The sequence below is a fragment of the Bacillus sp. GM2 genome (assembly GCF_056155945.1).
Window position 1 is genome coordinate 1,335,982 of the sequence record NZ_JBRKSZ010000007.1, and the last position, 12,653, is coordinate 1,348,634.

General features: G+C 47.2%; 14 protein-coding genes. 12 read left to right on the top strand and 2 right to left on the bottom strand.

What is annotated here, in order from left to right; genetic code table 11:
* The first annotated feature begins 30 nt into the window (after positions 1-30).
* The 8 genes from ACVC9U_RS07760 to ACVC9U_RS07795 all read left to right on the top strand — a co-directional run bounded on the left by ACVC9U_RS07760 (position 31) and on the right by ACVC9U_RS07795 (position 7,443).
* Positions 31-1,167, top strand: coding sequence for a conserved virulence factor C family protein (locus tag ACVC9U_RS07760; RefSeq protein ID WP_075754169.1), 1,137 nt, complete (start codon positions 31-33; stop codon positions 1,165-1,167).
* Between the two features lie 343 nt (positions 1,168-1,510).
* A complete protein-coding gene (ilvD, locus tag ACVC9U_RS07765; RefSeq protein ID WP_075754171.1) occupies positions 1,511-3,187 on the top strand; it encodes a dihydroxy-acid dehydratase in 1,677 nt (558 codons plus the stop codon).
* A gap of 88 nt (positions 3,188-3,275) precedes the next feature.
* Complete coding sequence (locus ACVC9U_RS07770; RefSeq protein ID WP_065643820.1) at positions 3,276-3,710, top strand: BrxA/BrxB family bacilliredoxin; 435 nt, start codon at positions 3,276-3,278, stop codon at positions 3,708-3,710.
* A 36-nt stretch (positions 3,711-3,746) separates the two neighbouring features.
* A complete protein-coding gene (locus tag ACVC9U_RS07775) occupies positions 3,747-4,517 on the top strand; it encodes a class I SAM-dependent methyltransferase (protein ID WP_075754173.1) in 771 nt (256 codons plus the stop codon).
* Positions 4,518-4,788: 271 nt separating this feature from the next.
* Complete coding sequence (locus tag ACVC9U_RS07780) at positions 4,789-5,391, top strand: YpjP family protein (RefSeq protein ID WP_065643822.1); 603 nt, start codon at positions 4,789-4,791, stop codon at positions 5,389-5,391.
* Positions 5,392-5,406: 15 nt separating this feature from the next.
* Positions 5,407-5,955, top strand: a complete 549-nt coding sequence (locus tag ACVC9U_RS07785; protein WP_441390479.1) for a phosphatidylglycerophosphatase A family protein — start codon at positions 5,407-5,409, stop codon at positions 5,953-5,955.
* Positions 5,956-6,318: 363 nt separating this feature from the next.
* The gene (locus ACVC9U_RS07790) at positions 6,319-6,807 is read left to right on the top strand and encodes a dihydrofolate reductase (RefSeq protein WP_075754175.1); all 489 of its coding nucleotides are present in this window, start codon (positions 6,319-6,321) and stop codon (positions 6,805-6,807) included.
* A gap of 15 nt (positions 6,808-6,822) precedes the next feature.
* On the top strand, positions 6,823-7,443 hold the full coding sequence (locus tag ACVC9U_RS07795) for a 1-acyl-sn-glycerol-3-phosphate acyltransferase (RefSeq protein ID WP_441390481.1): 621 nt from the start codon (positions 6,823-6,825) through the stop codon (positions 7,441-7,443).
* Positions 7,444-7,484: 41 nt separating this feature from the next.
* Here ACVC9U_RS07795 and trhA read toward each other — a convergent pair whose 3' ends face one another.
* Together trhA and ACVC9U_RS07805 are read right to left on the bottom strand one after the other, a co-directional pair.
* Positions 7,485-8,126 carry a PAQR family membrane homeostasis protein TrhA gene (trhA, locus tag ACVC9U_RS07800; protein ID WP_065643827.1) on the bottom strand — a complete coding sequence of 214 codons (642 nt, stop codon included), beginning with the start codon at positions 8,124-8,126 and terminating at the stop codon, positions 7,485-7,487.
* 15 nt (positions 8,127-8,141) lie between these two features.
* Entirely contained in the window at positions 8,142-9,143 is a 1,002-nt protein-coding gene (locus ACVC9U_RS07805; protein ID WP_075754177.1) for a sigma 54-interacting transcriptional regulator, read from the bottom strand.
* Positions 9,144-9,375: 232 nt separating this feature from the next.
* Between ACVC9U_RS07805 and ilvA the strand changes: the two genes are divergently transcribed.
* From ilvA to ACVC9U_RS07825, 4 genes are all read left to right on the top strand, one after another.
* Entirely contained in the window at positions 9,376-10,644 is a 1,269-nt protein-coding gene (ilvA, locus tag ACVC9U_RS07810) for a threonine ammonia-lyase IlvA (RefSeq protein ID WP_075754179.1), read from the top strand.
* Between the two features lie 92 nt (positions 10,645-10,736).
* Positions 10,737-10,988: a YpmP family protein gene (locus ACVC9U_RS07815; RefSeq protein ID WP_025811264.1), complete on the top strand. Its 252-nt coding sequence runs from the start codon at positions 10,737-10,739 to the stop codon at positions 10,986-10,988.
* A gap of 149 nt (positions 10,989-11,137) precedes the next feature.
* Entirely contained in the window at positions 11,138-11,980 is an 843-nt protein-coding gene (locus ACVC9U_RS07820; RefSeq protein WP_025811265.1) for a DegV family protein, read from the top strand.
* An 8-nt stretch (positions 11,981-11,988) separates the two neighbouring features.
* Positions 11,989-12,579, top strand: coding sequence for an SCO family protein (locus tag ACVC9U_RS07825; protein WP_033155119.1), 591 nt, complete (start codon positions 11,989-11,991; stop codon positions 12,577-12,579).
* Positions 12,580-12,653: the final 74 nt, after the last annotated feature.

The window sequence follows — 12,653 nt, forward strand, 5'->3', positions numbered from 1 at the left end:
GACCGGATCTTTTAACAGAGGGGGACAATGATGAAAATTAAATCGATAGAACCGACACCGAGCCCGAATACAATGAAGGTGATTTTGACCGAAGAACTGCCGGGCGGAAAAAGCAATAATTATAAAAAGGACCATGCGGAAGGCGCGCCTCCCGTCATCCAAGAGGTTTTAAACATAGACGGAGTAAAAGGCGTCTACCATGTGGCCGATTTTATCGCTGTCGAGCGCAATGCGAGATTTGACTGGAAAGACATCCTCCCTGCTGTGCGCGCTGCCTTCGGAATGGACGAAGCCGAAGAGGCGGGGGCCCGTTCCGAAGAAAAGGAATCGTTCGGTGAGGTTAAAGTCTTCGTGCAAATGTTCAGCGGGATACCGATGCAGGTGAAATTGACCGACGGCGAGCGCGAGGAGCGCTTCGGCCTTCCGGAACGTTTCCAGGAAGCGATCTTGAAGCTTAAAACCGCGTCTTCCAACGTCGTGCTCGAACGGTCATGGAAAGAGCAAGGCGTCAGATTTGGCGATTTTTCAGAAATCGGCCGTGAAGTAACGGAAGAGCTTGAGGCGGCTTACGATGAGGAGCGCCTGCGGAAGCTGACGGAATCAGCCGCATCAAGCGATGCTGAGGATAAACGCGCGGCTGTGCAGCGAAAGTCTTACCGGGTAACGCTTGAAATGATGGATGAGGAAGATTGGCAAAAACGTTATGCCCATCTAGAACAAATGGACCCGGATGAAAAGGACATTCCAGTACTCGAAAAAGCACTCAAGGATCCGAAAACATCGATCAGAAGGCTTGCTGTCGTTTATTTGGGCATGATCGAAACGCCTGCGGTGCTTCCTCTTTTATATCAAGCGCTCGAAGACAAAACGATCACGGTCAGAAGAACAGCCGGTGATTGTCTGTCAGACATCGGAAACCCGGAAGCGATTCCGGCAATGATCAAAGCGCTCAAGGACCCGAGCAAGCTTGTGCGCTGGAGAGCCGCCATGTTTCTGTACGAAGTCGGCGATGAGAGCGCGCTTCCCGCTTTAAAAGAAGCTGAAAACGATCCCGAATTTGAAGTCAGCCTTCAAGTCAAAATGGCGATCGAACGGATCGAATACGGTGAAGAAGCGAAAGGCTCCGTATGGAAGCAAATGACGGAAAGCCGCAAAAAAGACGGCTGACAAGGACGCTGGAAACAGCGTCTTTTTTGATGCCTTAAGCTCTTCGTTCCGAAGCGGCGATCCATCCGGGAATTTTGAAAAAAGTCACGCATCTTGTTATAAAATATCACTTTTTCTATAAAAATATTTCGAATATTGTTGAAAAACACGCTGAAAATATATATAGTAGTTAGCAATCATATGGAATGTGGAGGTTCTGATTCATGGGGAATGATTTACAGATGAAGATCAAAACAGCCGTCATCTTGCGGATCAGTCCGGCAAGCGGTTAACAGACAGTTTTTTAAAACTGAATATTCAGAAAATATAGAATGTAAATACGAAGATATTTAGGAGGATCACGATGACAGGTTTACGCAGTGACATGATTACAAAAGGGATCGACAGAGCGCCGCACCGCAGTTTGCTGCGCGCGGCAGGAGTAAAAGAAGAGGACTTCGGCAAACCGTTTATTGCCGTATGTAACTCATATATCGATATCGTACCGGGTCATGTCCATTTGCAGGAGTTCGGAAAAATCGTCAAAGAGGCGATCAGAGAGGCCGGCGGTGTTCCGTTTGAATTTAATACAATCGGGGTCGACGACGGAATTGCGATGGGGCACATCGGAATGAGATATTCTCTTCCGAGCCGCGAAATCATCGCCGATTCAGTGGAAACGGTTGTATCAGCGCACTGGTTTGACGGAATGGTATGTATTCCAAATTGCGATAAAATCACGCCGGGCATGATCATGGCAGCAATGCGGATCAATATTCCGACCGTGTTTGTCAGCGGGGGACCGATGGAAGCGGGAAGAACGAGCGACGGACGGAAAATCTCGCTTTCCTCTGTATTTGAAGGCGTTGGCGCTTATCAATCAGGCAAGATCGATGAGAAAGGGCTTGAGGAGCTTGAACAGTTTGGCTGTCCGACATGCGGATCATGCTCGGGCATGTTCACGGCCAACTCGATGAACTGCCTTTCTGAAGCTCTTGGCATCGCTATGCCGGGTAACGGCACCATTTTGGCGACATCGCCCGACCGAAGGGAATTTGCCAAACAGTCGGCCCGCCAGCTGATGGAGCTGATCAAGTCGGATATCAAACCGCGCGACATCGTGACCGAAAAAGCGATCGACAATGCGTTCGCTTTAGACATGGCGCTCGGCGGATCAACGAATACGATCCTCCATACGCTTGCGATCGCCAATGAAGCGGGGGTAGACTACTCGCTTGAACGGATCAATGAGGTAGCGGCAAGGGTTCCGCATTTATCAAAGCTTGCGCCGGCTTCCGATGTGTTTATTGAAGATTTGCATGAAGCTGGAGGCGTATCAGCAGTCTTAAACGAGCTGTCGAAAAAAGAAGGCGCGCTTCACTTGGATACGCTGACCGTAACGGGAAAAACGCTTGGCGAAAATATTGCCGGGCGCGAAGTGACGGATTACGAGGTCATTCATCCGATCGATCAGCCGTTTTCAGAGCAAGGCGGACTCGCCGTCCTGTTCGGCAACCTGGCGCCTGACGGAGCGATCATTAAAACCGGCGGCGTCCAAGACGGGATTACCCGTCATGAAGGACCTGCGGTTGTCTTTGACTCGCAGGAAGAAGCGCTTGACGGTATCATCAACCGTAAAGTAAAAGCGGGAGATGTCGTGATCATCCGCTATGAAGGTCCTAAAGGCGGACCGGGAATGCCTGAAATGCTTGCACCGACTTCGCAGATCGTCGGAATGGGCCTCGGTCCGAAAGTCGCCTTAATTACTGACGGCCGCTTTTCCGGAGCCTCCCGCGGTCTTTCGATCGGCCACGTTTCGCCAGAAGCAGCCGAAGGCGGCCCGCTTGCTTTCGTAGAAAACGGCGACCATATCATTGTCGATATCGAAAAGCGGATTTTAAACATCGAAATCTCAGATGAAGAATGGGAAAAAAGAAAAGCAAACTGGCCCGGATTTGAACCGAAAGTGAAAACAGGCTATCTCGCCCGGTATTCAAAGCTGGTGACATCTGCCAATACCGGAGGCATTATGAAAATCTAGCGGTTTTTTCGCTCGGTGTTTGAAATTCAGCCCCCGCTGTAGTATCCTTGACATCAGTAGTCAAGGTTTATAGAGGGGGCTTTTTAATATGTCAACAGCTTATGAAGAATACATGCGCCAGCTCGTTCTTCCGATGCGTCAGGAATTGGTGCAGGCCGGCTTTAAAGAGTTATCGACTGCGGAAGAAGTTGAGACTTTCATGGAAGGTGCAGAAGGCACGACTTTCGTCGTCATCAATTCAGTCTGCGGATGTGCCGCCGGACTGGCGAGACCGGCAGCCGTTCAGGCCGTCTCCGGAAGCGAAAACGGGCCTGACGAGACCGTTACAGTTTTTGCCGGACAGGACCGCGAAGCAACGGCAAAAATGCGGGAATACTTCGAAGGATATGAACCGTCTTCACCTTCAATGGCACTGCTGAAAGGCAAAGAAGTCGTTCATTTCATTCCGCGTGAACAGATTGAAGGCCGTGAAATGACGGAGATTATGAAAAACATTACAGATGCTTTTGAAAAACATTGCTAAAATGCCCTTTGAAGGGCATTTTTTACGGAGAAAAACATGATTGTCACAACAAGCTACAGACCGACTGAAAGCACGGTTTTAACGGCGGAAAAAATCAGCCGGACGCTCGGCGCCCGCTTTTCCGAACGGAGAAAACGGCCGATTCGCCAGATCCGGCAAACAGAGCAGGATGATGTTCTCGTGGTTGGAAAAGAGCGCTTTGAGCTGTATCATTCAGAGGGTGAAAAGTTCTTTTTCCATCCGAACTCTGCAATGTTCCGGGCGAAGCGCATGTTAAGGGGCGAACCGGACCCTTTTGTCGAAGCTGCACAAGTTGAACCGGGAGACAAGCTGCTCGATTGTACGCTCGGTCTTGGATCAGACGCGATCATTGCGAGCCTTGCCGCAGGCGAACTAGGCGAGGTGTGCGGAATTGAAAAAAGCCCGCTCCTCGCTTTTCTTGTCGAGGCGGGGCTTCAATCGTGGGAGACCGGCCTTGACGCTTTGGATCAGGCGATGAAAAGGATTCGGGTTCATTCCGGCGACAGCATTGATTACTTGCTGGAACTTGATGATGATTCAGCAGATATCGTCTACTTTGACCCGATGTTTGATGTTGGAATCAAAGAATCAGACGGCATCGCCCCTTTAAGAAAGTGGGCGCATTCCGAATTTACGCTTGACGGTGCTTTACATGAAGCCCTTCGGGTCGCCAGAAAAAGAGTGGTCCTGAAAGACCACTGGAAGAGTCCGCGCTTTGAAAAATACGGATTTTCCGTAAAAAAACGAAAAACAGCCCTGTTTCATTACGGTGTCCTCGAAAGATGAAATCCCAAGGTATACACCTTGGGATTTTTTAATCTGCGATTTCCATGACGATAAAATAAGCGAGGGTAATCAATGAAGCGGCTATAAAAAGACCTTCAACCATGAACGATCACTCCCAGTTTTGGAATTTTCATCTTTGATTGTAAACGTTTTATCGGCAAAAGAAAAGGCGTTTTGTTTTTCTGCACTGCCACTTTATGAATGACTGAAAATTCAACCTATGATAGAATAAGAGAAAACGAGAAAGCGATCAGAAGGGGACTAATCAGTCATGAAGATGTGGATGAGAAAAGCGCTTGTCGCATTATTTACAATTGCAACGTTCGGCCTTGTATCTCCTCCTGCTGCATTAATGGCGGACAAGCCGCAGGAGCATCAGAGCGTGAAAGAATCCGGGTATACAGCTGTTTATCAAAAGCAGGAAGAGCCCGAACTTGAAGAAGACAGCGAATCCAGATCTTCATTTAACACTTACAAGGACGAACTGCTCAATGAAGCGGAAGATCTGTCATTCGTAAAATTCGGCAGCAGGATATCGCCGGTCATTGAAGACGAGTACAGGGAAGAAGTGCTTCCAAAGGTCGAGGAGATCATCGTCAGCCATCTCATGACAATGCAGGACAATGACGCTTACCAGGATCTCGTCATTTCCAAAACGCCGACGGCGGGGAAGTCGGAAAGAATTTTCCACGTTTACAACCGGAAAACGGGGGAAGATGTGCTGAGATTCCATGTGCGCAGGGACAAGCCGCCGCATAAAGGGTACTGGTTTAACTTTCATTATCATACTGCCGAAGACGGCTTTCAAAAACATCACGATCTCGGAAGCATTTACTGGGACCGCAATACACCGCCTAACTGGATGAGCCACTAAAGGAGATTGATGCAGATGAAGAAGTATACGATGAATGAAATGGTGCACATAACGAAAAATATGCTGAATGAGCGCGGGGTTACGATTGAGGATATCGCGCTGATCGTACAAAAGCTGCAGGAAAAATACCATCCTGATCTGTCGCTTGAAGTATGCATTGAGAATGTCGAAAAGGTCTTAAACAAAAGGGAAATCGTTCATGCCGTGTTAACGGGGATAGCGCTTGACCAGCTTGCCGAGAAAAAGCTATTGCCTGAACCGCTTCAATATTTGGTCGAAACGGATGAACCCCTTTACGGAATCGACGAGATTATTCCGCTTTCCATCGTAAACGTCTACGGTTCGATCGGCTTGACGAACTTCGGCTATCTGGATAAAGAAAAGTTCGGCATCATTAAAGAACTGGACGACTGTCCGGACGATGAGGTTCACACGTTCCTTGATGATATCGTCGCTGCCTTGGCGGCAGCTGCTGCAAGCCGAATTGCCCATTCGCATCAGGATCTTGAGGATGAAGTGCAGGAAAAGAGAACAGACGGACAGAGCGTTGCGAATAGCCGCTGAAAGATCCGGCCGTCCCCGCCATCAGGCGGGGACTTTTTTATGCCGCATATTTTAAACCTTTTCTCGAAAAATATCTTGTTTTCGAAAGGTTAAACAAGATACACTACAAAAGGATGAAAAAAATGAAACATCATGCGGATATATGCCGTCATATGTTAGAGAACCGGAATTGAACAAAACGGGGAATGACACCAATGCATTCGGGCGGCCTGATCAGAATGAAAACCTCGAAGAAAGAAAGGTTTCCTCTCATCACAGCTTTAACCTCCATCTACATGCATCATGTTCACAGATGATCACACAAAGAGATGAGCATCATCCGGCTTTATTTCGCTACAAACATCATAAGGGGGCTTTAAATTAATGATTTCATTGATTACCGCCATGGACAGAAACCGCCTGATCGGCAAAGATAATGATCTGCCATGGCATCTGCCGCAGGATTTGAAGTATTTTAAAGAGGTGACGAAAGGACACGCCGTAATCATGGGGAGAAAGACGTTTGAATCCATCGGCAGACCTTTGCCTCACCGGGAGAACATCATCGTTACATCCAATAAAGAACTGGATATCCCGAATTGTCAGGTGATGCACTCGGCAGAAGAAGCGGTGCGGTTTGCGAAAAACAAAAATGAAGAATGTTTTGTCATCGGCGGTTCAACACTGTACGCGGAGATTCTGCCTTTTGCGGACAAGCTGTATGTGACAAAAATCGATGAAACCTTTGAAGGGGACCGGTATTTCCCTGAATTCAGCGAAGCCGAATGGGAAATCGTTTCGAGGCGGAAAGGCCTGAAAGATGACAAAAATCCTTATGACTACGAATTCCTCGTTTATCAAAGAAAAGGATAGAGGAGAGGGTTTTTCATGTTTCGCTATTGTTTTTTATGGGTTTATTCAGCCTATATGTTCATCAAGCATATCAAGCTCCTGCAGGCGCTGCAGACACTTGACCCGCGCCTTTCGTATGCCAATCAGATGGAAGCTGTCTTTGATAAGCCGAAAGCTTTTTTGCGGGGGTGCATCGGCTTAACCGGTTCGACCGTTTCCATCCATCAGAACGGAAGATCCCCGGCGGGGCCCGTCCTTTACGTGCATCCAAAGCTCGGCCTGTCAGAGCTCGCCGTGCTGCTCGGACACCTTGATAAAACGGCTTCGTTTTTTGCTGATCCGCGCGCCTTTCGTTATCCGCTGCTCAGCGGCTGGCTCAATAAAATGGCCGCGGTCAAAAAAAGCGCCGACAAGGAAGCATCACTTGAAAAAGTGGAAGAGATCATCAGGAAAGGCCAAAGCTTTATTCTGTCTGAAGACGGGCTCGATTACAAATCTTTATCCAAAAGGCTCGGCATTCCGATCGTTGCAGTCGAAACAGCCGGTACGGAAGACATGAAGAAAGGCAAGTTGTTCAAGAGGCTGAGGCCTGCTGATATCGACTTGACGATCCACCAGGCTTACGTCCTGACCGAAAACAAACAGCTTCAGGCATAAAAAAAACCAGGCTCCCGTAAAGGAAGCCTGGTTTTCGCCGTTTATGATACAAACGGCACCTTTGCCACGTAGAAAAGTACGCAGAAAAACATGGAGGCGCTGCCGCCGAGTACGAAAGTGTGCCAAATCGCATGATGATACGGGATCTTTCTCCATAAATAAAAGATCGTTCCGACGGAATACAATATTCCCCCTAAGAGCAGCAGGGCGAATCCTTCTCCGGTCAAGGCCGTATAAAGCGGCTTGATCGCAATGATCGCCATCCAGCCCATCACGAGATACACCAGCGTGCTGACCACGATAAACCGTTTCACAAAAAAAATTTTAAATACAACTCCGCCAATCGCAAGCCCCCAGACAACCGCAAGCATTGTATAGCCGAGCGCGCCTTTCAAAGGTCCGAGGAGCAGCGGTGTGTATGTACCCGCAATCAGTACATAGATGGCTGAGTGATCGATGATCTCAAGAATATCTTTCGTTTTTTTGTGCTGAATGCTGTGCAGAAGGGTCGAACTTAAATACAGGAACAGCATGGAAGCGCCGAAAATCGAAAAGCTGACAACATCCACCGGACTTCCGTAGCGGATCGCAAATATCACCAAAAATACGATGGCGGGTATGGAGAGGAGAACGCCGAGTCCATGGGTTATTGCATTCGCAATTTCTTCTTTAATCGTGTACATACCAAGTCACCCTTTCTAATCTTGAATAATGTGATGCTTTAAAGAGCTTAAAAAGCGGAGGCCTTCAAGCGTGATTTTTGTCCCGGCTCTTCCGCGGCCCTTTGTAATAAACTCTCTTTTTTCCAAATAATCCAATCTGCTGCGCACTTGCTGGGGGGTAAGCTCCGACTTGCCGTTTTTGCTCAGTTCAGACAGAACCCTGCGGCTGGCAGGCTCTCCTTTTTCATTTAATTGTTTGACTGCATCGAGCAAAAACGCAAACTCCTCTTTTTCCATTAAAGTCAGTGATGTTGAAGCCGTTTTTTTGTCTTTTGGCTTCTTCTTTTCGATTTGTTCTCTTAACGCCGGCGGAGTGTCGTAAAGCTGAATCGTTTTCCCGTCTGAGACGGTTTTCATATAATCCGTCATGTTTTTGAGTTCTCTGACGTTCCCCTCAAACTCATGCTGCTCTAAAGCCTTCCAAACGACCGGTTCGACATATATGTCATGATCCCCGCTTTTTACAAAATGATGCACGAGAAGGGGGATGTCGCTTCGCCGTTCAGCAAGGGGGGGAAGCGGAAGGTCGAGCACATTGAGCCTGTAGTACAAATCCTTGCGGAATTCGCTGCTTTCAATCCGTTCACCGAGCGGCACGCTTGAGGTGGCGATCAGTCTTTTTGCCATCCCTTTTTCAATGGCTGCCAAAAGCTTGCCCTGGAGAGGCAAGGAAAGCCCCCACACTTCGTCGAGAAACAAGGTTCCGGATTCATTCATCTCTGAAAGAAAAAAGTCTTCAGCCGCTTCATCTTCATTCAGCGTGCTGCAGCTTACGTGTGTAAAGGGATCATGCTTGAAAGATGATCCGGAATGAATGGCTTTGGCGAACAGCTCTTTACCTGTGCCTGTTTCTCCATGAATCAGAATCGGATGGGAAGAGGCTGCAAATTGTATCGCTCTGTTTTTCGTTTGCAAAAAGGAATCGCATTCCCCGATCAGCTCGGAGAACCCTACGGACGGATACGTGTGTTTAATCATGGCGGATCTCCTTTTGGTTCTAATTGGTTCTATTATAACACCCAATTAGAACAAATAAAGAGTTTTTTGAAAAAAAGTGTATTTGGCTGCACATTAACAATCGAAAAGAACTCCGTATATATCGAGAAAGTGTATAATATTCTGTAAATAACAAAGAATTGCCCTTTAAATTTTGAATATTCATGATATAATGGCGTATTAAATAAAGCTTTATACAGAAAGGATCTTATACATGAAACCGTTGCTTAAAGAAAACTCTCTCATCCAAGTCAAAGACATTTTAAAAGCCCATCAAAATGTAAAAGATGTTGTCATTCATACCCCCCTCCAAAAAAATGAGAGGCTCTCTGAGAGGTACGATTGCAACGTATATTTAAAAAGAGAAGATCTGCAGGTTGTCCGCTCTTTTAAACTGAGAGGCGCCTATTATAAAATGAAGCAGCTTTCAAAAGAAACGACGAAAAACGGGGTCGTCTGCGCCAGTGCAGGAAACCATGCGCAGGGGGTCGCTTTTTCCTGTAAACATCTCGGTATTCACGGAAAGATTTTTATGCCGTCGACGACTCCGAGGCAAAAAATTTCTCAAGTCGAATTGTTCGGCAAGGAATACGTCGAGATCATCCTGACAGGCGACACGTTCGATGATGCATATCAAAGCGCAGTCGCATGCTGCGAGGAAGAAAAACGGGCATTTATCCACCCGTTTGACGATCCTGCCGTCATGGCCGGCCAGGGAACGGTTGCGGTCGAAATCTTAAACGATATCGAAACAGAACCCCATTATTTATTCGCAAGCGTAGGCGGAGGCGGCCTGCTTTCAGGAGTGGGAACCTACATGAAAAACGTATCCCCGGATACAAAGCTGATCGCGGTTGAGCCCAAAGGCGCGCCGGCTCTATTTGAGTCAAACAAAAAAGGCGAAGTCGTCACCCTCGAGAAAATCGATAAATTTGTAGACGGAGCCGCCGTGCAGAAAATCGGCGAAGAGACATTTAAAACGCTTGAAACCGTTGTAGATGATATTTTGCTCGTTCCCGAAGGCAAGGTATGCACCGCGATTCTTGAGCTGTACAACCAATGCGCGATTGTCGCCGAGCCTGCGGGAGCGCTGCCGATCGCCGCTTTAGACCTTTACAGGGATGAAATTAAAGGGAAAAATGTCGTATGCATTGTGAGCGGAGGAAACAACGATATCGGCAGAATGCAGGAAATCAAAGACAGATCAATGATGTATGAAGGACTCCAGCATTATTTCATCGTGAACTTCCCGCAAAGGGCGGGAGCTTTGCGCGAATTTTTAGATGAAGTGCTCGGGCCGACCGATGATATCACCCGGTTTGAATATACGAAGAAAAATAATAAAAGCAGCGGCCCTGCGCTCGTCGGCATCGAATTGAAGCAGCGCGAAGACTATGAGCCGCTGATTGCGAGAATGGACCGTAAAGGCTTCCGCTATGTCGAAGTGAATAAAGATGAAGGGCTCTTTCATTTGCTGATTTAAGAAATTTTTTTGAAAACACGCATAAATCACAGACAACGGCTCCTGAGATTATGTATAATAAAGAAAATATCTCATAAATGAGGATTGATAGCTTGTTACTTAAAAGCCTGGAGTTCAAACGTTCGGATGGACAGAAGGTGAAGGTGACGGAAATACCCGTGCTGAAGGAGGACGACCCGCATTTTTTTATGGCCAGTCTGAGGCTCGAAATCTTTTTAAAGACGCTCTATTGTTCAAAGCGGAAAAAAAATGTCTACTCCTTTAGGGACTACTTAAAGAGAGCATTGAAATGGCAGGATTACCTCGCCATTTATCAACAGGAAGAATTGAAGCATAATGCATAAGAATTGATTGCATTCTTTGCCGGCCCATGAAGACAGCCAAATCCGCTTTGAAAAGGGCGGAAGACGGCATTCGGCCGGCAAAGAATTTTTCATGCCGATTTGGCCTCACTAGGAAATTCACCATTTGAACCGACAGGATGTGAAGGGAATTGACAAGCATTAAAATTGTAACGGACTCAACAGCTGACTTGAGCGAAGAACTGCTCAGAGAATATCATATTTCCGTTCTCCCGCTCTCGATATCAATCGACGGCATTGTTTACAGAGACAGGTTCGATATTCAGCCGGACGAATTTATTGAGAAAATGGAGAGCGCCGCAGAACTCCCGAAAAGTTCACAGCCGCCTTTAGGCGCTTTTATCGAACTGTACGAAGAGCTGACCGCTGACGGAAGCGAAGTGATCAGCATCCATCTCTCAAGCCAATTGAGCGGGACATACCAGACGGCTGTAAGCGCTTCAAACATGGTCGACGGGAACATTACGGTGATTGATTCCATGTATATTTCAAAAGGCCTCGGCTTTCAGGTCTTGCGGGCCGCCTTGCTGGCCGAAGAGGGAATGACGGCCGAAGCGATTGTAAATGACCTGGAGAACTTGCGCGACCGGACATCCCTCTACGTGACAATTGATCATTTTGATAACTTGATCAAAGGCGGCCGCATCGGGAAAGGAAAAGCGCTGATCGGCTCATTGCTCAAGGTTAAGCCGATCGCGAGGCTCGAGAACGGAATCTATACGCCTGAAAAAAATGTCCGGAGCAGCAGTCAGCTTATCCGTTATTTAACTGGTCAATTTCTTTCCGCGGTGAAGGGAAGGACGGTGCAGGCGATCGGAATCGCCCATGCCGATGCACTCGACCTTGCCCATAGGCTGAAAGACTCTTTGCTTGAACATATCCCGGGAATCGATATTGATATTTCATACACAACGCCGATTATCTCGGTTCATACCGGAAAAGGAGCGATCGGTTTTACCTTTTACACCGATTGAAAAAGGGGATGGAAGGATTGAAAAACGTTTTTGGCATTGTCCTTGCAGGTATACTCACAGTGTTTCTTTCGTCCTGCGGAACTAGCAAGATTGAAAATTCTTTAAACTATGACGTACAATCTTTTTCTTTTCAAAATCAAGACGGGAAAACGGTGTCTCTTGAAAGTTTAAAAGGCCAGGTGTGGGTGGCCGACTTTATATTTACGAACTGTAAAACGATCTGTCCGCCGATGACTTCACATATGGCTGAACTGCAAAAACAAATGGAAGAGGAAAACCTGCAGGCCCGCATCGTCTCATTCAGCGTTGACCCCGAAAATGATACGCCTGAAAAATTGAAGAAATTTGCGGCCAACTATCCGCTCAATTTTCAAAACTGGGATTTTTTAACCGGATACTCGCAGGAGGAAATCGAAAAATTTGCGCTGAAAAGCTTTAAAGCAATCGTGAAAAAACCTGAAGATGAGGATCAGGTGATTCACCAATCGTCATTTTATCTAGTCGATCAAAACGGCAAAGTCGTCAAGGATTATGACGGTGCAAAAGATACGCCGTACGATGAAATCATCGCCGATATTAAGACGCTGGAAAACCGTTGATAAAAACGGGCGGCCTGCCGCTAAAAGCCTGCTTCCTGACCACCGGAAAACAGGCTTTTTTTAACACCTGTCAA

Bases quoted from the DNA above. Each gene is read 5' to 3' on its own strand.
- ACVC9U_RS07760 (WP_075754169.1), top strand. From the start codon at position 31: ATGAAAATTAAATCGATAGAACCGACACCGAGCCCGAATACAATGAAG.
- ilvD (WP_075754171.1), top strand. From the start codon at position 1,511: ATGACAGGTTTACGCAGTGACATGATTACAAAAGGGATCGACAGAGCG.
- ACVC9U_RS07770 (WP_065643820.1), top strand. From the start codon at position 3,276: ATGTCAACAGCTTATGAAGAATACATGCGCCAGCTCGTTCTTCCGATG.
- ACVC9U_RS07775 (WP_075754173.1), top strand. From the start codon at position 3,747: ATGATTGTCACAACAAGCTACAGACCGACTGAAAGCACGGTTTTAACG.
- ACVC9U_RS07780 (WP_065643822.1), top strand. From the start codon at position 4,789: ATGAAGATGTGGATGAGAAAAGCGCTTGTCGCATTATTTACAATTGCA.
- ACVC9U_RS07785 (WP_441390479.1), top strand. From the start codon at position 5,407: ATGAAGAAGTATACGATGAATGAAATGGTGCACATAACGAAAAATATG.
- ACVC9U_RS07790 (WP_075754175.1), top strand. From the start codon at position 6,319: ATGATTTCATTGATTACCGCCATGGACAGAAACCGCCTGATCGGCAAA.
- ACVC9U_RS07795 (WP_441390481.1), top strand. From the start codon at position 6,823: ATGTTTCGCTATTGTTTTTTATGGGTTTATTCAGCCTATATGTTCATC.
- trhA (WP_065643827.1), bottom strand. From the start codon at position 8,126: ATGTACACGATTAAAGAAGAAATTGCGAATGCAATAACCCATGGACTC.
- ACVC9U_RS07805 (WP_075754177.1), bottom strand. From the start codon at position 9,143: ATGATTAAACACACGTATCCGTCCGTAGGGTTCTCCGAGCTGATCGGG.
- ilvA (WP_075754179.1), top strand. From the start codon at position 9,376: ATGAAACCGTTGCTTAAAGAAAACTCTCTCATCCAAGTCAAAGACATT.
- ACVC9U_RS07825 (WP_033155119.1), top strand. From the start codon at position 11,989: ATGGAAGGATTGAAAAACGTTTTTGGCATTGTCCTTGCAGGTATACTC.